Raw genomic sequence first — 19,304 nt, 5'->3', positions numbered from 1 at the left:
TGGCTACGCGACGTTCACCGATCTCGCGGACGCCGATGTCGGTGATCTCGCTGGGTTTACCGGGACGCTAACCGAGAGTCGCGCTGAGGCGATCATCCAAACGGCACCCCGGCACGTCCCCGTTGGCGTGTGGCTTGCCCGGAGTGCCGATGTCCGATACGGTCGACGCGTGGATGAGACGACGAGTCGAGGGACGGCTCAGGTAGTCGATATCACCGCCGCCACCGAGCCCGTCACGAACTGCTCCATATCCTCAAGACGGCTATCGGCCCCATCGCAGAACTCCTCGAAACCGAGATCGATCCCGATTATCGCCAGCAGGTCCACGATCTCACCAACATCATCGAGGATGGGGCCATCGAACAGGAAGCCGTTGAAGGGGCGAACTTCAGTGACAACGCCGAGATTCGCCTCGAACTCACCCGCCGGATCCATTCGCAAGTGCCCGACGATATTCCCGACGGTGAGCAGGTTCGGTTCTCCTTCTGGGACGCCGTGACGAGTGCGCTCTACGAATGGACGATCTATCCGACGGGCATCACGGAGGTCCTCCTCGATGAAGATGACGAGCGGATCGTATTCGCATCGGAGGCGGATGCCCCGAGCTTCGATGTTGTTCAGAAAGCGCTCCAGGGCTTGGCAAGGGATGGCCTCGCGATCCGGAGCGCCGAACGCGAGGACATCACCCACAGCCACGACAAGACCGCATCTGTACGGCGAGCTCGACTCGTCGTCAAGACCTGGCAGTCGGCGATCCTCCCGCTCCTCGAGGACCATTCCGAAGCCTCCGCCGAGTCACCAACGGAGGGCGATGAACAAGAGACCGCTGCGGACTCCATCTCGTCGCCGGACTCGGACGGCTCGGAAACAGCTAGTCCTGAGACCGAAACTGACCCATCGAGCGACCAAGGGACTACCGGAGAGGGTGACGAGCACCCGCAGTTCGAACGGAGCGCAACGGACGATCCGTTCCAGGACGTCCTCGACCAGCCTACAATCATACCGGATCGGCTTGCTGGGGACCTCGACGAGACACCCGGCCTTGACGATCCGAATCCCCACACTGCCGATACCCCCGGATCAGACTCCGACGGTTCATCGCCATCGGTAGGCAGCGATGAAGACCAATCGTCCCCGACCTCGAAGCCTCTCGACTCCAGAGCGCGGGCACTCGCTCGCTCCATCGAGCGCCCGGACGCAGAACCCGAGTCCTCGTACGGTGAACGTGCCTCCAGTGGCGACGAGATGGATGGCGGCTCTGATACCGCACAACAGTCGACCATCAGGGACTTCGACACCAGCGGCGCTCCTCGTAACGACTGCTCATCTGGAGAAACGACTGACTCTCACGAGGACCGCGACTCCGACCATGAGCAATCCGAAGGCACGTCTCCAACCACGAGTACCTCCTCTGGGGTCGGATCGGAATCCGCAGCCGATCCCGAGCCGGCACACGCTGAGGTGCTCGATCGAGATCCTGCTGACGAGACGGACACCTACGAGGAAGCACTCAGCGCAGACCGGACTGCGGCTCACGACGAGGCAGATCGGGAGGGCATCAACACCGACGCGCTTTCGCTCGCGTTCCGCTTCAATGACGATCAGGTGCTCGACGACGACTCGAACGGTGGTCGGTGGTACAAACCGACGAGTTCGACACCTCGTTCGACTTCTTCGGCGACCGACCGGGGATGGAGACGCGCTCCCGGCCGGGCGGGCCGAGTGGGGGATCGTTCTGGGAATCACGCTCGTCTCGACGGTGGTGCCGCATCTGCTCTTCTACGAGGGCGTCTCGCGGCTGGCGGCGAGCCGGGTCGGCGTCGTCAGTACCGTCGAGCCGGTGGTGACGGTGACGCTCGGGGCGCTGCTGTTGGCGGAGCCGGTGACGCCGGCCGTGATCGGCGGCGGCGGCCTCGTCCTCGCGGAGGTGGTGCTCGTCCAAACCGACGGCCGCGAGGCGGTCCCGGAGGCCCCAGCGCCGCCCGACGCCGAGGAGTGAGCGCTGGCAGAATGTGAACGCGACCCGTGCAAGTTTGTCACAATATCATGTTTATTTCTCTATTCGGCAAAATAAGTTCAGAAGCGTTAAATCCCCGCAGCACCGAACTATGGTATGAACCGAACGACCGCAGAGTCTTCGGACGAAACCGATATGGACCTCTACCTGCCCGCGACGCCGAACCTCGAGAGCGCCGCTCGGGTCGAAGCCGTGCTCCGCCGGCTGCTGCGCCGCCGCGGCGCGCTTCGCCGGGTCGTCCGCCCGAAGTACTGAGCGACGCGCCGCAAGCGACGCCCAGAGTGACTGAAACGACCGAGAGATGACCCGCGCGACGGCCGCGAGCGATCGCGACGTCGCGGCCGGGACGAACGCCGCCGCCTCAACGGCCACACACGACATGATTTCTTCCCGACACGTCGTGGAATATCGGCCCCGGCGGTAGGTATATCCGGATACCACCGTCAGCTATCGCTAATGGCTATGAATCCGACCGAGACGCTCCCGGAGCGGGCGGGTACCGTCATCGTAGGAGCCGGCATCGTCGGCTGCAATATCGCCTACCAGCTAACTGAGATGGGCCGTGACGACGTGGTCGTTGTCGATCAGGGGCCGATGCCGACGACCGGTGGCTCCTCGACGCACGCGCCAGGGATCATGTTCCAGACGGCCGAGCCGAAGACGCTCAGTCAGTTCGCGAACTACAGCCGGACGCTCTACTCCGAGCTCGAAGGCGCGGACGGGACCCAGGCGTACAACGAGACGGGCGGCATCGAGGTGGCGCGCTCCGAGGAGCGGATGGCGTTCCTCCAGCGGCGGGTCGAACACGCCAAGGCGTGGGGGATCGATGACCCACAGCTACTCTCCCCGTCGGAGGTGACCGACCACCTGCCGCTCGTCGACGAGAGCCAGATCCTCGGCGGCTACTACTCGCCGACGGACGGGCAGGTGTCCGGCGTGGTCGCGTGTGACGCCTTGGCCCGCGAGGCGATGGACCGCGGCGCGACGTTCGTCCCGCACACCCGCACGGAGGACGTCGAGACGGCCGACGGCGCGGTGCAAGCGGTCGTCACGGAGAACGGGACCATCGACTGCGACGAGGTCGTCGTCGCGACGAACATCTGGGCGCGCCAGCTCGGCGAGAAGCTCGGCGTCCACCTGCCGGTGACGCCGGTCGAACACCAGTACACGATGACCGAGTCGCTCGAGGAGCTCTCCGAGAGCGCGGTCGACGTGACCGACCACCCGCTGTTCGAGAACTACGAGAACGTCTCCGGGGAGAAGGCCAAGCGGCTGCTCGTCGGGCCGGACCGGCCCATCCTGCGCGATCAGGACAACGCGATGTACTTCCGAACGCACGGGGACTCCTACGGTATCGGCTCGTACAACCACGAGCCAATCGTCCCCGATCCGCAGGAGCTGGGCGGGAACGACCCGGACGGCGAGCAGGGGTCGGTCCACGAGTTCACCGACTACCACATGGAGAACGCGACCCACCCAGATCGCCCGCACAAGGCGCCGCGGCAGGCCAGCGACGAGCTGCTCCCGGCGACGGCCGGCAAGGAACTGGAGTTCAAGTACAACGGGATGTTCGCCGAGTCGCCCAACGGGCTGCCGGTCATGGGTCCGGTGCAGGAGTACGACGGGCTCTGGACCGCGGCGGCGATCTGGGTCACGCACGCGGGCGGCGCGGGGAAGGCGCTCGCGGAGTGGATGGAGACCGGGGTCCCCAAGCTCGACGACGGGCCGATCGACCTCGCCCACTCCGACGTGAACCGGTTCGACGACCACGAGGGGAGCTGGGACTTCGCCCGCGACATCGGCGCCGAGGAGTACCGCATCGTCTACAACATCATGCACCCGAAGTGGGTGTGGACCGACAGCCAGCGGGACATCCGGCGGACGCCGATGTACCACACCCACAAGGAGTACGGCGCGGAGCTGTGGGCGGAGGCCGGCTGGGAGGAACCCCAGTGGTTCGAGTCGAACGCCGACCTCGTCGACCGTTACGAGGATCAGATCCCCGACCGCGACGGCTGGGAGGGGATCTACTGGTCGCCCATCGAGGGCGCCGAGACGCTCCACGTGCGCGAACACGTCGGGCTCCACGACATGACCTCGTTCAACAAGATGGAGGTCGTCGGGGCCGAGGCCGGCGCGTTCGTCCAGCGGCTCTGTACGAACGACATGGACCTCGACGTGGGCGACGTGAAGTACACGCTGATGTGCAACGAGGGCGGCGGCGTGCGCGCCGACATCACCGTCACGAGGGTGGACGACGACCGGTATCTCCTCTTGACGACGGGACGGGAGGTCGGGAACAACCACGTCGCGTGGGTGCGCGAGCAGTCGCCCGAGGGGGTCCTCGTCAACGACGTGACCTCCAACCTCGCCGCGATGGTGTGTACCGGGCCGGACGCCCGCAAGGTGCTCTCGAAGGTGACGGACGTCGACCTCTCCGACGAGGCGTTCCCGTTCTTCACGAGCCAGCAGTTCTTCGTGAAGAACGTCCCCGTCACCGCGTTGCGCGTCTCCTATGCCGGCGAGCTCGGCTGGGAGCTGTACACCCCGTCCGAGTACGGCGAGCGGCTCTGGGAACACGTCCTTGAGGCGGGCGCGGAGTACGACATCCGACCGTACGGCAACGGCGCGCTCGACTCGCTGCGCATCGAGAAGGGGTTCCGACTGTGGGGGAAGGACCTCCACACCGAGCACACGCCCTACGAGGCGGGGCTCGGCTGGGCGGTCGACATGGACACCGACTTCATCGGGAAGGAGGCGCTCGCGGAGTCGACCGCGGCTGCCGCGGACGGCGGCGAGCGGCGCCACGAGGTCGCCCCGCTCACGCTTGACGATCCGGACGCGACGATCCTCGACGACCGGCCGGTGTTCGCGCCGGGCGAGGACGAGACGCTCGGCTACGTCCACAGCGCCGAGTACGGCTACTCCGTGGGCGCCTGCATCGCGTACACGTACCTGCCACCGGAGTACGCCGAACCGGGGACCGACGTGGAGGTCCTCTTCGAGGGCGACCGCTACGCCGCGACGGTGCGCGAGGAACCGATTCACGGCGGGTAACCTCCCCGGGCACCGGTCCCTCGGGACGCGTCCCGATTGTATTCACAATTCTGACGTGTTGTGGTTCCCCCTGCGGTTCAGCGACGTGCTCCACCCACAGGGGCTCGCCCTCCGGCGGTTCTCAGCAGTGACCACCGAATTTATCCCGGGTTCAACCGGTGTAGGGGTATGAGCACACGGGAGCTACCCTCGCGGGCGGAGACGGTGATCGTCGGCGCCGGCGCGGTCGGCTGCAGCGTCGCGTATCACCTGACCGAACTCGGCGCGGAGGACGTGGTCGTCCTCGACAAGGGACCGCTACCGGTGACCGGCGGATCGTCGGTCCACGCGCCGGGGATCATGTTCCAGACGTCCCCGTCGAAGGTCCAGACGAAGGCGGCGTACTACAGCAGTCGACTGTTCGAGGAGGCCGGCGTCTACGACGAGGTCGGCGGGATCGAGCTCGCGCGCAGCGAGGCACGGATGGACTTCCTGCGGCGGCGCGTCGAGTGGGCCACCTCCTACGGCTTACCCGAGCCGGACCTCCTCTCGCCGTCGGAGGTGACCGACCACCTGCCGCTGGTGAACGAAGAGGAGATCCTCGGCGGTTACTACTCGCCGACCGACGGCCGAGTCGACGGGATCGGCGCGCTCCAGTGGTACATGAGCGAGTCGGCGGCCGACTTCCACGGGAACGTCACGGTGACCGACCTCGATGTCGCGGGCGGCGAGGTGACCGCCGTCGAGACCGGCGACGGCCGGATCGAGTGTGACCGCTGTGTCATCGCGACGAACAACTGGGGCTACCAGACGGGGCAACTCGCGGGCCTCGACCTCCCGATCGCGCCCGTCGAACACCAGTACGTCGTCACGGAGCCGATGGCGGAACTCGCGGACGCGGGCACCGGCGTCGGAAGCCACACCGACGGGCTCGACGTGCCGGGGAACCGCGACATCCAGGAGTACATGAGCGAGGGGCCACACCGCCCGGTCGGCCGCGATCAGGACCACTCGCTGTACTTCCGCACGCACGGTGACGCCGTCGGGATGGGCTCGTACAACCACGAGACGCTGTCGGTCGACCCGAGCGCGATGGGTGACAACACGGAGCGCCAGCAGGCCTCCGTCCGGGACTTCTCCGAAAAACACTGGACGCGCCCGACCCATCGCAACCGCGATAAATCCGCGAAGCAGGCGTTCGACGAGTTGCTCCCCGCCACGGCCGACGAGGAGTACGCCGTCACCGAGAACGGCATCTTCGTGTTCACGCCCGACGGGATGCCGGCGGTCGGCGAGACCGAGATCACGGACCTCTGGTCGGCGCTCGCCGTCTGGTGGACGCACTCGGGGGGGTACGGCCGCATCATCGCCGAGTGGATGGAGAACGGCGTGCCGCGGCTCCCCTCCGGCCCCGTCGACACCAGCGGCATCGACGTGAACCGCTTTGCGCCCCACACCGGCGAGACGGACTACTTCGTCGACCGCGGGGCGAAACGCTACGAGCAGGTGTACAGCATCGTCGAGCCGCGCTGGCAACCCGACGACCACCGCGGGCTCCGCCGCAGCCCCTTCTACCCGTATCAGGAGCAGTTGGGTGCGGAGTTCTACCAGGCGGGCGGCTGGGAGAGCCCCCAGTGGTACGAGTCGAACGCTGACCTCGTCGACCGCTACGAGGAGCGGATTCCCGAACAGGACGGCTGGCAGGCGATCAACCGCTCACAGATCGAGGCCGCAGAACACCTCCACACCCGCGAGCACGTCTCCATGTTCGACATGACCTCCTTCACCGCCATCGACGTCTCCGGCGAGGGGGCCGAAGCGTTCCTCCAGCGGGTCTGCACCAACGACATCGATATCGAGGTGGGCGACGTGCGCTACACGACGATCCTTAACGAGGGCGGCAACGTCCTCGCGGACCTCACCGTCGCCCACCACGCGCCCGGCGAGTACATGGTGACGACCGGCGGCGGCAACTCGCCCGGCATCCACGGCGGCTGGCTCCAGCGGCACGCCCCCGAGACCGTCGACGTGAACATCAACGAGTCTGGGACGTGTACGGTCGGCGTCTGGGGGCCGAAGTCGCGGCTCCTCCTCCAGCGCGTCACCGACGCGGACGTCTCGAAGGGCGGGTTCCCCTACTTCGGCTGCAAACAGCTCTACGTCGGCGAGATCCCCGTCGTGGCGCTGCGCGTCTCCTACGTCGGCGAACTCGGCTGGGAGCTGTGGGCGCCCACGGAGTACGGCGCCCGGCTCTGGGAGACGCTGTGGGAGGCCGGCCAGGACCTCGACGTGCGGCCGATGGGCGGCGGCGCCATGGAGAGCATGCGCCTCGAGAAGGGGTTCCGGCTGTGGGGGACCGACATCGACACCGACGTGAACCCGCTGGAGGCCGGGCTCCCGTTCGCCGTCGACTTCGACACCGACTTCATCGGGAAGGAACCGCTGGAGGCCGCGAAGGCCGACGGGATCGACTCACGGGCGACTGCAATCACGCTCGACGACTCGACCGACATCGTGTCGAGCGGCCGGCCGGTGCTCGACGCCGACGGTGAGACGGCGCTCGGCTACGTGCTCGCGGGCGATTACGGCTACTCGATCGGCGAGTCCATCGCGTACGCCTACCTGCCGAGCGAGTACGCCGAGGCCGGAACCGACGTGACCATCCGGTGTGAGGGGGAGACGTACGCGGCGACGACCCGCGACGAGCCCCTGTTCGACGCCGGCCGCGAGAAGATCCTGCGGTAACGGCGCCCTCGCTTCACGTCTCCCGCCGTCCGCCTCACCATCCGACCGGCCCCCACGCGTGGCTCCTGCGGCGCGGGTCAGTCGCGCCCGACGATCAGGTAGAGGACGACGACGAGGAGCGCTCCGGAGACCGTTCCCACGGAACCACCCCCCCGCGATGCCACCGAGGACGGTCGCCACCGTCCACAACCGCCTATCCTCATTGTTCCGCTTCCCCGCGTCGTTGTACACGTAGTACGCCGGCAGCGCGATCGAGAGGAGGGTGACCAGACCGATGACCAGGAACGGGCCAGCGGGAAGGCTGAACTGTAGCGGCGGGAATCGCATCGGTGGGCCACGTACGCGTTCCCCGGCGGAATGACGCTTTCGGCTCTCACGACTGCGACCGGTCCAGCGTCGACCTGCCCGGTCACCTACGGAGGAAGCGGCCTGCGGAGTCGGACGTCCACGTGCGCCGGGACCGACGGTTCGACTCCCCGGCCGGTCACTCCTCGCCGATCGTCCGGGCCGCCGTCCGGACGGCGTCGGCGTTCGGCGCCACGTCGTGGACGCGGACCACGTCGGCACCTCGTTCGGCGGCGAGGGCGGTGGCGGCGACGGTGGCGGCGAGCCGGTCGTCGGGGTCGGTCGCCACGTCCGCGAACATCGACTTGTGCGAGTGGCCGACCATCACCGGACAGCCGAGCGCGTGGAACTCGTCGAGCCGGTCGAGCAGCGCGAAGCTCTCACCGCTCCGCTTCCCGAATCCGAGCCCCGGGTCGACGACGAGCTGTGAGCGGTCGATCCCCGCGCGCTCGGCGAGCAGCAGCCGCTCTGAGAGCGCTTCGAGCACGTCGTCGACCACGTCGTCGTAGGCGTACGACCGGTTCGGGTCCACCGGCGCGGCGAGGCTGTGCATACACACCGCCGGCACGTCGTACTCGGCGACGGTCCGGCGCATCGCCGCGTCGGAGAGCCCGGTCACGTCGTTGACGATGTCCGCGCCGGCCTCGAGCGCCGCCCGCGCAACCGGGGGTTTGCGCGTGTCGACGGAGACCTGCGCGTCCAGCCCCGCGACCGCCTCGATGACGGGCACGACGCGGTCGATCTCCGTCTCGACGGGAACCGGGTCGGCGCCCGGTCGGGTCGACTCGCCGCCCACGTCGACGATGTCGGCGCCCTCGGCGACCATCGTCTCGGCCCGCGCGACCGCCCGCTCGACGGTGTCGTACTCGCCGCCGTCGTGAAAGGAGTCCGGCGTCGCGTTGAGGATCCCCATGACCGCGGTGCCGTTCGCCCACGGGTGGTCGCCGCCGGCGTCGACGCCGATGTCGAGCGCGTCGGTCAACGCCGCGACGACGCTGCTGCGGCCCTCCCACCCCCGGACCCGTCCCACGAGCCGCTTGAGCTCGGCGTGGGTCCCCGAGAGGACGGCCTCGACGTGCTGGTCGGCGTCGGTGATCGCCGAGACGGCCGCGGTCCCGCCGAGCGACCGCAACTCCGTGGCGAGCCGGTCGGCCATCCCGCGGCGGGCGTGGAACCGCACCGTCCGCCCCACCGTCTCGTCGGCGCGCTCCCGCCGGGTCCGCCGGGACGCGTCGGCCCGCTCCATCACGGCCCGCGCCGCCCGCGGCGTCGAGGGCTGGAACGTCCGGGGGATCCGCGTCCAGCGGTCCCGCGCCTCCGCGACGACGTACAGCGACCCCGTGGCGAGCACGCAGTCGCCGGGGTCCGCGGCGCGCAGCGCCCGGTCGAGCGCCCCGGCGACCGAGCCGAACGTCTCGGGAGTGGTTCCAGTCGCCCGCTCGAAAACGGCCGCGAGCGCGTCCGTCCGCCGCGCCCGGTCGGTCTCCGGCTCCGCGAGATAGGCTGCATCGGCCGCCGGGAGCGCTTCGCACATCGCCGCGTGGTCCTTGTCGCGCATCGCCCCGAAGACGAGATGGCAGTCGTCGTACGCGAAGCGGTCGAGCGTCGCGGCGAGCGTCTCACAGGCCCCCGGGTTGTGCGCCCCGTCGAGCACGACGAGCGGCGCCGTCTCCATGAGCTCGAACCGCCCGGGGGCGGTGACGTTCCTGATCCCGGCGGCGATCGCCTCGTCGGACACCTCGAACTCGGTTCGGGCGTCGAGCTGTCGGGCGAGCGTGGCGGCGACCCCCGCGTTGGTCGCCTGGTGGGCCCCGAGGAGAGTCGTCTCCGCCGCCACCGCCCAGTCCGGGCCGGCCACGGAGACGGTCGCGGTCGTCGGCGGGTCGTTCGGCGTCTCGGTGGCGGTCACGTCCGCGTCCTCGCCGCCGACCGTGACGACTGCCGTCTCCCCGCGGATCGCGTCCAGCGCCGCCCCGGTCGCGCCGGTCACGAGCGGACCGTCCGCCGGCGCGACCTGCGCTTTGTCGCGGGCGATCTCTTCGACGGTGGACCCGATGATGTCCGTGTGTTCGAGGCTGACGCTCGTGACGGCGCTGGCGACGGGGTCGACGACGCTCGTCGCGTCGTAGCGGCCGCCGATCCCGACCTCGAGGATCGCCACGTCCACGTCCTCACGGTCGAAGTGCCAGAGCGCGAGCACGGTGAACGCCTCGAAGAACGTCGGTTCGTCCCCGTCGACCGCGCGGTCGACGATCGAGGGCCACACCACGTCGACGAACCTGGCGACCGTCCGTTTCGGGATCTTCTGCCCGCCGACGCGGATCCGCTCGCGGAGGTCGTTCAGGTCCGGCGAGGTGTACAGCCCCACGTCGACGCCGGCCTCCCGCAGCACGCGCTCGAGGGTCCGGGCGGTGCTCCCCTTCCCGTTCGACCCCGCGACCTGGACGGTGGCCATCCCCTCGTGAGGGTCACCAACCGTCTCGAGGAGGGCGGCGGTCGTCTCCGTCCCGAGTTTCGGGCGCAGCCGCCGGAGCCGCTCGAGGTCGTTCACCGCTTCGTGATACTCCATGTCGGACGTGGTTCCCCGGTAATGGAATAAAACGGTAGGCCAGCCGCGCCGAACCTCGACCGGTCGCGTCGCTTGCATGTCGAGGGGAGGCACAACGCATTAACCGTCGACCCGGATACGACGGTCGTGACCGACGACCGGGGAACGCTGGACTTCCCATCCCTCGAGCGGCTGGACGCCGACGGGGCCGCCGCGGTCCACGAGGCGTCGATGCGGATCGTCGAGGAGCTCGGCGTCCAGCTGAACCACGACCGTGCTCGAGCGCTGCTCGACGCCAACGGCGCGACCGTCGACGGGGACCTCGTCCGGGTCCCCCGGGACCTCGTCGAGGAGTGCGTCGCGTCGGCCCCCGCGGAGTTCACGCTTCACGCGCGCAACCCCGACAACGACGTGACCGTCGGCGGCGACGGCGAGCCGGTCCGCGCGCCCGGCCACGGCCCGGCGAACGTGGTTCGCTACGGGGCGGAGCGTCGACGGGGGACGCGCGACGACTACGAGACGCTGTTGAAGCTCGCCCAGACCGAGGACGTGATCTCCTGTACGGGCTACCGACTGTGTGAACTCGACGACGTGCCGCCGGGCACGGGTCACTACGAGATGTTGTGGCGGGCGCTCACCCACACCGACAAGCCGGTCATGGGGTCGACGTACGGGGCCGACCGGGCCCGCGACTGTCTGGAGCTGGTCGCGATAGCGGTCGACGACCCGGACCTCAGCAAGCCGTACGTCGCGGGGCTCGTCAACACGACGCCCCCGCGCAGCATCGACGAGGCACATCTCGGCGGCCTGATGACGTACGCCGAACACGGGCAGCCGCCGATCGTCTCCTCGTTCACGATGGCCGGGGCGTCCGGCCCGGCGTCGCTCCCCGCGGCGATGGCGCAGGCGAACGCGGAGAACCTCGTGGCGATCACGCTGACACAGCTCGTCAACCCCGGGACACCGGTCGTCTACGGCGTCCCCTCCTCGAACATCGACCCGCGCCACGGGTCGCTGTCGATCGGGAGCCCGGAGTCGGCGCTGTTCGTCTCCTTCGCGGCCCGCATGGGGCGATACTACGGGCTCCCGTCGCGGGGCGGCGGCGGGCTCTCCGACGCGAAGGCCGTCGACTACCACGGCGGGTTCGAGTCGATGCTGCTCCAGACGGTGACGGCCTTCAGCGGCATCGATTACGTGCTCAACGCCGTCGGGGTGATGGAGTCGTACTCGACGGTCTCCCCGGAGAAGTTCGTGCTGGACTGTGACGCAATCCGGTATCTCGATCGGTTCCGGGCCGGCTATCGGATCGACGAGGGGACGTTCGCGCTCGACGCGATGGCCGCGACGGACCCCGCCGGCCACTTCCTCGACGAGGGGGCGCCCGACGAGTCGGCGTTCTTCTCGCCCGCGTTCGTCGACAAGCGAACGCACGGCGACTGGTCGGCCAGCGGCGGGAAGTCGGCGATGGAACTCGCCCACGAGCGGGTCGAGGCGCGTCTCGCGGCGTACGAGCGACCCCCCATGGACGCCGACATCGAACGGGATCTGGCCGCCTACGTCGAGCGCCACACCTAGGAGCCGGCACGCGCCGCGAGACACGACCCGTTGGGCGTGCGCCGCGAAACTCGACATCTCCATCCAGTTATATCTACGCGAACATTCATACGGAGGCTCCGAATCTTCCCTGTAGAATGTCACCAGACGACGGAGGGTTCCCGACCGACTACGAGATCGCACAATCAGTACAGACGGAGCACATCGCCGACGTGGTCGAGCCGTTCGGGCTCGCCCGCGACGACCTCGAGCTCCACGGCGAGGAGAAGGCGAAGGTGAAACTCGACGCCATCGAGCGGATCACCGAGGAGTCGGACGCCGACAGCGACCTCGTCCTCGTCACCGGGATGACACCGACGCCCCTCGGCGAGGGGAAGACGGTGACCACCGTCGGCCTCGGGCAGGCGTTCAACCGGATCGGCCAGGACGCGCTCATCGCCATCCGTGAACCCTCGCTCGGCCCCGTGTTCGGCGTGAAGGGCGGCGCCGCGGGCGGCGGCTACTCGCAGGTGCTCCCGATGGAGGACATCAACCTCCACTTCACCGGCGACCTGCACGCGCTCACGTCGGCGCACAACCTCATCTCGACGATGCTGGACAACCACATCAAACAGCACAACGAACTCGATATCGCGGTCAACTGGGTGAACTGGCCGCGTGCCATCGACATGAACGATCGCGTGCTCCGCGAGATCGTCATCGGGCTCGGCGGCGACGTGACGGGCGTCCCCCGCGAGGACGGGTTCATCCTCACCGCTGCGTCCGAGCTCATGGCCGTGCTGTGTCTCGCCGACAGCATCCAGGACCTCAAGGAGCGGATCGGCCGCATCATCGTCGCCTACGACCGCGACGGGGACGTGGTCACCGTCGACGACATCGACGCGACCGGCGCGGTCACCATCCTGCTGAAGGACGCGCTGAAGCCGAACGTGGTCCAGACCATCGAGGGGACGCCCGCGTTCGTCCACGGCGGCCCGTTCGCCAACATCGCCCACGGGACGAACTCGCTGATCGCCGACGACGTGGCCTCGAGCCTCGCCGACGTGCTCGTCACGGAGGCGGGCTTCGGCTCCGATCTCGGCGCGGAGAAGTTCATGAACATCGTCTGCCGGTTCGGCGACATGGAGCCGGATGCGGTGACGCTCGTCGCGTCGGTCCGCGCGCTGAAGTACCACGGCTACGACATGTGGCCGCCGGACGTTGACGAGCTCGAATCCGAGAACGTCGAGGCGCTGGAACGCGGCTTCGAGAACCTCGACAGGCACGTCTCGAACCTCCGGAAGTTCGGGGTCGAGGTCGTCGTCGCGATCAACCGGTTCCCCGAGGACTCCGACGAGGAAGTCCAGACCGTCATCGACCACTGCGAGGACGAGCTGGGCGTCGCGGCCGCGGAGTCGAACGTGTTCAGCGACGGCGGCGAAGGGGGCGTCGAGCTCGCCGAGAAGCTCACCGACGCGATCGAGGCGGACTCCGACTTCGCCCCGCTGTACGACGTCGACGCCTCGATCAAGGAGAAGATCGAGACCGTCGCCACCGAGATCTACGGCGCCGAGGGCGTCGAGTACCACGGCTCCGCCGAGGACGACATCGAGCGGCTGACCGACCTCGACTTCGATGACGTTCCAGTCTGCATGTCGAAGACGTTCCACTCGTTCAGCGACGACGCCAGCAAGAAGGGTGCCCCCGAGGGGTGGACGCTCGAGGTGACCGAGGTGTACCCGTCGGCCGGCGCGGGCTTCCTCGTCGTGCTTACCGGCGACGTGTTGACGCTGCCCGGCCTGCCGGAGGAGCCGGCCGCCGCCGGCATGGACATCGACGCCGACGAGAACATCAGCGGGCTGTTCTGAGGGCCCCGCTGCACCCGCCGTCGACACGATGACCGAACGACACCGATCGACGGGCCGGCTCCCGTGACCGACCCGACCGAGGTCCCCGATTTCGCCGCCTCGCTCGCCGAGCGGACGCGCGGCACCGTGCTCGAACCCGGCAGCCCCGACTACGAGTCGGCCCGGACGATCTGGAACGCGCGGATCGACCGCGAGCCGGCAGCGATCCTTAGCTGTCGCGGCGTCGCCGACGTCGTGGCGGGGGTGAACGCCGCCCGCGAACACGGTCTCGACCTCTCGGTCAAGGGCGGCGGCCACCACGTCTCCGGGAGCGCGCTCACCGACGGTGGGCTGACGCTCGACCTCGGCGCCATGGACGGCATCCGGGTCGACCCCGAGGCGCGGACGGCGCGGGTCGGACCCGGGGCGACGTGGGGCGACGTCGACCACGAGACGACGGCGTTCGATCTCGCCGTGCCGGGCGGACAGGACCCGAACATCGGGGTCGCCGGGCTGACGCTCGGCGGCGGTGTGGGGTGGCTCTCGCGGAAACACGGGCTCACCAGCGACAACCTCCGCTCGGTAGATCTCGTCACCGCCGACGGGGAGCTAGTCCGGGCGAGCGCGACCGAGAACCCGGAGCTGTTCTGGGCGCTGCGGGGCGGCGGCGGGGCTTTCGGCGTCGTGACGAGCTTCGAGTTCGACCTCCACGAGATCGGGGAGGTGTTCGCCGGCTCGCTCGTCCACCGGCTGGAGGACGCCCCGGCGTTGCTACGCCGCTACGCGTCGTTCACCGCGGACGCGCCGCCGGAGGTCAGGCTGCTGTTCGGCGTGATGGAGCTGCCGGCCTCGCCGACGTTCCCCGAACACGCACACGGGACCCGTGTCGCCATCTTGATCGCCTTCCACGCCGGCCCGCCCGCCGAGGGACGGGAGGTGCTCGCGCCGCTCCGTACCTTCGGCGACCCGCTCGCGGACACGCTCCAGGGGCGAGCCTACGAGACGTTCCAGCGAGCGGGCGACAGCGGCGGGGCAAAGCGAACGCACCTGCGGAGCCAGTATCTCGACGCGCTCCCCGAGCCAGCCATCGAGACGGCGGTCGAGTACGCAACCGACGTGCCCGACGGGGAGGCGACGCTGTTCGTCTCGCCGCGCGGCGGCGCGGAGACGGCGCCACCCCCGGACGAGACCGCCTACCCGCACCGCGACGCGGCCCACCACCTGCTCCTCGAAGCCCGGTGGGAGGACCCGGCCGCCGACGCGGCTCACGTCGAGTGGGTCGAGACCGGCTACGAGGCGCTGGCGCCGTACACGACCGGGGCGGCGGCCGCGAACTTCCTCACCGCCGACGAGGGCGATACACGGCGCCGAGCAGCCTACGGCGGGAACTACGACCGGCTCGCGGCGGTGAAGCGCCGGTGGGATCCCGAGGGGCTGTTCTCGACGGTCGCGTTCCCCGACTGACCAAGGGCGCGTCAGTCCGGTCCACGGCGCGTGTATCCCGCGAGCAGCAGCAGCCCGCCCAGCAGCCGCGAGCCGAGGGTGAGCAGGGTGTCGGTCGTCCGCTTGGCGTCGGCGGCCTCGCAGAACCCCTCGCCGCTCGACGCACAGAAGCTCCCGCCGCCACCGTACCGCTTGCCGGCGGTCGGCAGGACCGTGTAGTACGCGCCCTCGTGCTCGATCAGCTGGTTCTCGACCGACAGCTCGCCGTAGACGAGCACCGTCTCGCCGTCGATGGCGCGACGGACGGACGGGGAGTAGTCACCCGTCAGGGCGATGCGGCCGAGCGGGTCGTCGTCGGTCACCGGTTCGAGCGCTGCGGTCGTCCCGTTCGGCCCGTCGGTGGCCGTCTGCCCGTAGAGCGTGTCGTTGAAGTAGACGTACGTGTACTGCGCCTCGGTCAGGAAGGGGTCGGGCCCCCCGATGTCGGTTCCGTCGAGCACCGCACGCTCGAACTGGCAGACGCGCCCACCCAGCTCCTCACACCCGATGTCGTCGTCGACGTCGACGAGCTCGCGCGGCTCGCCGCTCGACACGTCGACGATCCGGAGCCCGTCGGCGTCGTCGTAGCTCACGCGCGCCGCCTCGTATCTGGTGACCTCGCCCTCGCCGACGTGAACGCCGGGGACGGCGGGGTTGACGAGCAGGGCGATCTCGACGACGAGCAGCAGGCTGGCCGGCACCGCGTCCGGTAGCCGGGACTCGAGCGCTCGCACCGGCGGTCACCTCGGGGTCGTCGCTGCCGGCGGTCGAGCGGGTGGGGTTCGTTGGAGGGCGTCTCCCATCGCTCCCCACGAGGCACAGCACGCGAAAGAACCTTCGGGCGGCCCGGGATCAATCCTCGCGGTCGGCGCCGAGTCGCCACAGCGCCCGGTAGAGGGTCCACGCGTCCACGTCGAACCGCTCGCGGAGCTCCCGACAGCGTGCGTCGTACGTCTGGTAGTCGTCGATCGACGGGACCTCAGGGTAGGGCGCGTCGAGTTCGCCGGCCGCGTGCAGGACCGTCCACTCCCGCTCGCCAAGCACGACGTATCGAGACGGAAATATGAATAGGAGGAACGCCGAGGCGACCGGGACGTCCACCCCGTCGAGCGTCGTCAGACGGTCGAGTTTCTCGGCCGTTCCCCCCGACGAGCGGACCGTTGTCAGCGCGTCTCGCACCGTCGTGAACTCGTTGTCGCGGAACGCCTCTTCGGTCGCTCGACGCTCCTTGTCGGGGTACGCACCGAGGAACCGCCTGAAGTACCACTGAACGACCCATTGGGCGTCGCGACGGCCGAACTCGCCGCTTTCGAACGTCCCCGGGAGCAGCTCGACGTGTTCCGCCTCGACGGTGGCTAGCGGCTCGAGCTCGGCGTATTCCCGGGCATTCCGCTCGACGAGCGAGCGCGTGAGTTCCATATCACGTCGCTTCGAGGACGACCGGGGTCAACGTTTCCCCGAGCCGGGCTGAGCGCGGTACGCTGGCGACTGAACGGGTGGTCGCGGAAAGCTTCATACAAGTGGGGCGGTCATATCAGAGGTAAGACTCCGAGAGGTGGGCAGCAAGCCCGGGGTTCACCAATAATGTCAACAGAAAATAACGAACCGATCAAGACGATCTGTCCGTACTGCGGTGTCGGCTGTGGCATCAAAGTACGGCCCGGCGACATGCGATTCATGCCGTGGGCCGACGCGCCGGTCAACGAAGGGAGCATCTGCATCAAAGGCGGTGCCGCCACGGAGGTCGTTGAACACGAGGACCGACTGACCGACCCGCTCATCAAGGAGGACGGGGAGTTCCGTGAAGCGTCCTGGGACGAGGCGTACTCGTACATCGTCGAGGAGATGGAGCGCATCCACGACGACTACGGCCCGGACGGGATGGGCTTCTTCAGTTCCTCGAAGACGATGAACGAGGAGAACTACCTCCTCCAGAAGCTCGCCCGCCGCTACGGCACCAATCAAATCGACAACTGCACGCGGATGTGTCACGCGTCGACGGTGTGGGCGCTGCGGACGAGCCTCGGCGCCGGGGCGATGACCAACAGCATGGCGGACCTCGAGGAGAAGGCCGACGTGTTCTGGATCCAGGGGGCGAACCCGGGCGAGCAACACCCGATCGCCAACAGCCAGTACTTCCGGCAGGCCGTCCTCGAGGGGGCGACGGTCATCCAGGTCGACCCGCACGCGAACAAGACCACGCGCTCGTTCGACATCGAGGGGACGGAGCGACACATGCACCTCCAGAACGAGCCGGGGACGGACATCCCGCTGCTCAACGTCGTCATCAAGACCATCCTCGAGAAGCACGAGGAGAACCCCGATGAGGGGTGGATCGACGAGGCGTTCATCGAGGAGCGGACGCAGGGATTCGACCACCTGAAGGAGACGCTCTCGGACTTCGTCAAGGCGGAGGCTGCAGAGCAGTGCGGCGTCCCCCTCGAGGACATCGAACGCGCCGCCGAGAAGTACGCCATGGCGAACAACTCCGCCATCTTCACCGGGATGGGGATGAGCCAGCACACCTGCGGCGTCGACAACGTGCAAAACGAGATCAACCTCGCGCTGATCACGGGCAACCTCGGCCGACCGGGGACCGGTGTCAACCCGCTGCGCGGCCAGAACAACGTCCAGGGAGCCTGTGACGTCGGCGCGATGCCGAACGTCCTTCCCGGCTACCAGCTCGTCGACGACGACGAGGCCCGCGAATCGGTCGAGGACGTCTGGGGGTTCGAGATCCCGCCGGAGCCGGGGTTGACGAACGTCGAGATCTCACACGCCGCCGGCGACACCGTCCACGGGCTCTACATCATGGGCGAGAACCCCGTGATGTCGGAGCCGGACGGCAACCGCGTCGAGGAGCGCATCAAGGACCTCGAGTTCCTCTGTGTCCAGGACATCTTCATGACCGAGACCGCCAAGTACGCCGACGTGATCCTGCCGGCGACGACGTGGGCAGAGCGCGGCGGGACGGTCACCAACACCGACCGGCGGGTCCAGCGGATGCGCGGCGCCGGGAAGGTCCACGAGACCACGAAACACGACCTCGACATCCTCTGTGAGGTCGGCACCCGACTGTTCGGGGAGGGATTCGACTTCGACGGCCCGGAGGACGTCTTCGAGGAACTCCGACAGGTGTGTCCCGACTACCACGGCATGACCTACGACGCGCTGGGTGAGACGGGGATCCACTGGCCGTGCAAGGAGCCGGGCGACGAGGGCGACTCGTTCCTCTACGAGGACGGCTTCACGACGGACAGCGGCTACGGCCAGATCGAGGGCGTCCGCCATCAGTCGCCGGCGGAAGTCCCGGACGAGGAGTATCCGCTCATCCTCACGACCGGCCGGCTCGAGGAGCACTACAACACGGGGACGATGAGCAGACGTTCCCCCACGCTGAAGCGCCAGCACCCGGAGAACTTCGTCGACATCCACCCGAACGACGCCGACCGGTACGGCATCGAGGACGGTGACACGGTGAAACTCCGGTCGCGACGCGGCGAGATCGAGGTGAAGGTACAGGTGACGGAGGCGATCAAGGAGGGGTCCATCTGGACGACGCCGCACTTCGCCGCCGCCTCGGCCAACCGGCTGACGAACGACGTGCTCGACGAGCGCGCGAAGATCCCCGAGTACAAGGCCGCAGCCGCGGAGATCGAGGTCGACATCGACCCCGCGGACGAGGCGTCGACGGACGACACGCCGGCGGACGACTGACCGCGGTCGTCCGCGCCGACCCGTCCGGGATCGC

General features: G+C 68.6%; 12 protein-coding genes. 8 read left to right on the top strand and 4 right to left on the bottom strand.

Annotated elements, in window-relative coordinates; genetic code table 11:
- Nucleotides 1–198: 198 nt before the first annotated feature.
- Nucleotides 199–777 (bottom strand): hypothetical protein, encoded by a 579-nt coding sequence (locus BUE16_RS16670; protein WP_159435747.1) that lies wholly within the window; start codon nt 775–777, stop codon nt 199–201.
- Nucleotides 778–1,117: 340 nt separating this feature from the next.
- On the opposite strand from BUE16_RS16670, the gene BUE16_RS17405 reads away from it, so the two are divergent.
- From BUE16_RS17405 to BUE16_RS07610, 4 genes are all read left to right on the top strand, one after another.
- On the top strand, nt 1,118–1,999 hold the full coding sequence (locus tag BUE16_RS17405; protein ID WP_079991547.1) for an EamA family transporter: 882 nt from the start codon (nt 1,118–1,120) through the stop codon (nt 1,997–1,999).
- A gap of 114 nt (nt 2,000–2,113) precedes the next feature.
- Nucleotides 2,114–2,272, top strand: a complete 159-nt coding sequence (locus BUE16_RS16665; RefSeq protein ID WP_159435746.1) for a hypothetical protein — start codon at nt 2,114–2,116, stop codon at nt 2,270–2,272.
- Nucleotides 2,273–2,479: 207 nt separating this feature from the next.
- The gene (locus BUE16_RS07615) at nt 2,480–5,074 is read left to right on the top strand and encodes a GcvT family protein (protein WP_073308210.1); all 2,595 of its coding nucleotides are present in this window, start codon (nt 2,480–2,482) and stop codon (nt 5,072–5,074) included.
- A 168-nt stretch (nt 5,075–5,242) separates the two neighbouring features.
- A complete protein-coding gene (locus BUE16_RS07610; RefSeq protein ID WP_073308208.1) occupies nt 5,243–7,798 on the top strand; it encodes a GcvT family protein in 2,556 nt (851 codons plus the stop codon).
- A 484-nt stretch (nt 7,799–8,282) separates the two neighbouring features.
- On the opposite strand, the gene folP is transcribed toward BUE16_RS07610, so the two are convergent.
- Nucleotides 8,283–10,712 carry a dihydropteroate synthase gene (gene folP, locus BUE16_RS07605; RefSeq protein ID WP_073308206.1) on the bottom strand — a complete coding sequence of 810 codons (2,430 nt, stop codon included), beginning with the start codon at nt 10,710–10,712 and terminating at the stop codon, nt 8,283–8,285.
- 126 nt (nt 10,713–10,838) lie between these two features.
- On the opposite strand from folP, the gene BUE16_RS07600 reads away from it, so the two are divergent.
- From BUE16_RS07600 to BUE16_RS07590, 3 genes are all read left to right on the top strand, one after another.
- Complete coding sequence (locus BUE16_RS07600; RefSeq protein ID WP_159435745.1) at nt 10,839–12,266, top strand: trimethylamine methyltransferase family protein; 1,428 nt, start codon at nt 10,839–10,841, stop codon at nt 12,264–12,266.
- Between the two features lie 116 nt (nt 12,267–12,382).
- Nucleotides 12,383–14,092: a formate--tetrahydrofolate ligase gene (locus BUE16_RS07595; protein ID WP_073308204.1), complete on the top strand. Its 1,710-nt coding sequence runs from the start codon at nt 12,383–12,385 to the stop codon at nt 14,090–14,092.
- A gap of 63 nt (nt 14,093–14,155) precedes the next feature.
- Nucleotides 14,156–15,535 (top strand): FAD-binding oxidoreductase, encoded by a 1,380-nt coding sequence (locus BUE16_RS07590; RefSeq protein WP_073308202.1) that lies wholly within the window; start codon nt 14,156–14,158, stop codon nt 15,533–15,535.
- An 11-nt stretch (nt 15,536–15,546) separates the two neighbouring features.
- Here the strand turns inward: BUE16_RS07590 and BUE16_RS07585 are convergent, their stop codons facing one another.
- Nucleotides 15,547–16,287, bottom strand: a complete 741-nt coding sequence (locus tag BUE16_RS07585) for a hypothetical protein (protein WP_073308200.1) — start codon at nt 16,285–16,287, stop codon at nt 15,547–15,549.
- A gap of 118 nt (nt 16,288–16,405) precedes the next feature.
- Nucleotides 16,406–16,972 (bottom strand): hypothetical protein, encoded by a 567-nt coding sequence (locus BUE16_RS07580; protein ID WP_073308198.1) that lies wholly within the window; start codon nt 16,970–16,972, stop codon nt 16,406–16,408.
- A gap of 165 nt (nt 16,973–17,137) precedes the next feature.
- On the opposite strand from BUE16_RS07580, the gene fdhF reads away from it, so the two are divergent.
- Entirely contained in the window at nt 17,138–19,270 is a 2,133-nt protein-coding gene (gene fdhF / locus BUE16_RS07575) for a formate dehydrogenase subunit alpha (RefSeq protein WP_073308196.1), read from the top strand.
- Nucleotides 19,271–19,304: the final 34 nt, after the last annotated feature.

The organism is Halobaculum gomorrense, assembly GCF_900129775.1.
Lineage (GTDB): Archaea > Halobacteriota > Halobacteria > Halobacteriales > Haloferacaceae > Halobaculum > Halobaculum gomorrense.
This window is presented reverse-complemented; position numbering and strand designations above follow the sequence as displayed.

What these genes read in the sequence shown, in the direction of transcription:
- BUE16_RS16670 (WP_159435747.1), bottom strand. Translation starts at nt 777, where the DNA reads ATGGTCCTCGAGGAGCGGGAGGATCGCCGACTGCCAGGTCTTGACGAC.
- BUE16_RS17405 (WP_079991547.1), top strand. Translation starts at nt 1,118, where the DNA reads ATGAAGACCAATCGTCCCCGACCTCGAAGCCTCTCGACTCCAGAGCGC.
- BUE16_RS16665 (WP_159435746.1), top strand. Translation starts at nt 2,114, where the DNA reads ATGAACCGAACGACCGCAGAGTCTTCGGACGAAACCGATATGGACCTC.
- BUE16_RS07615 (WP_073308210.1), top strand. Translation starts at nt 2,480, where the DNA reads ATGAATCCGACCGAGACGCTCCCGGAGCGGGCGGGTACCGTCATCGTA.
- BUE16_RS07610 (WP_073308208.1), top strand. Translation starts at nt 5,243, where the DNA reads ATGAGCACACGGGAGCTACCCTCGCGGGCGGAGACGGTGATCGTCGGC.
- folP (WP_073308206.1), bottom strand. Translation starts at nt 10,712, where the DNA reads ATGGAGTATCACGAAGCGGTGAACGACCTCGAGCGGCTCCGGCGGCTG.
- BUE16_RS07595 (WP_073308204.1), top strand. Translation starts at nt 12,383, where the DNA reads ATGTCACCAGACGACGGAGGGTTCCCGACCGACTACGAGATCGCACAA.
- BUE16_RS07580 (WP_073308198.1), bottom strand. Translation starts at nt 16,972, where the DNA reads ATGGAACTCACGCGCTCGCTCGTCGAGCGGAATGCCCGGGAATACGCC.
- fdhF (WP_073308196.1), top strand. Translation starts at nt 17,138, where the DNA reads ATGTCAACAGAAAATAACGAACCGATCAAGACGATCTGTCCGTACTGC.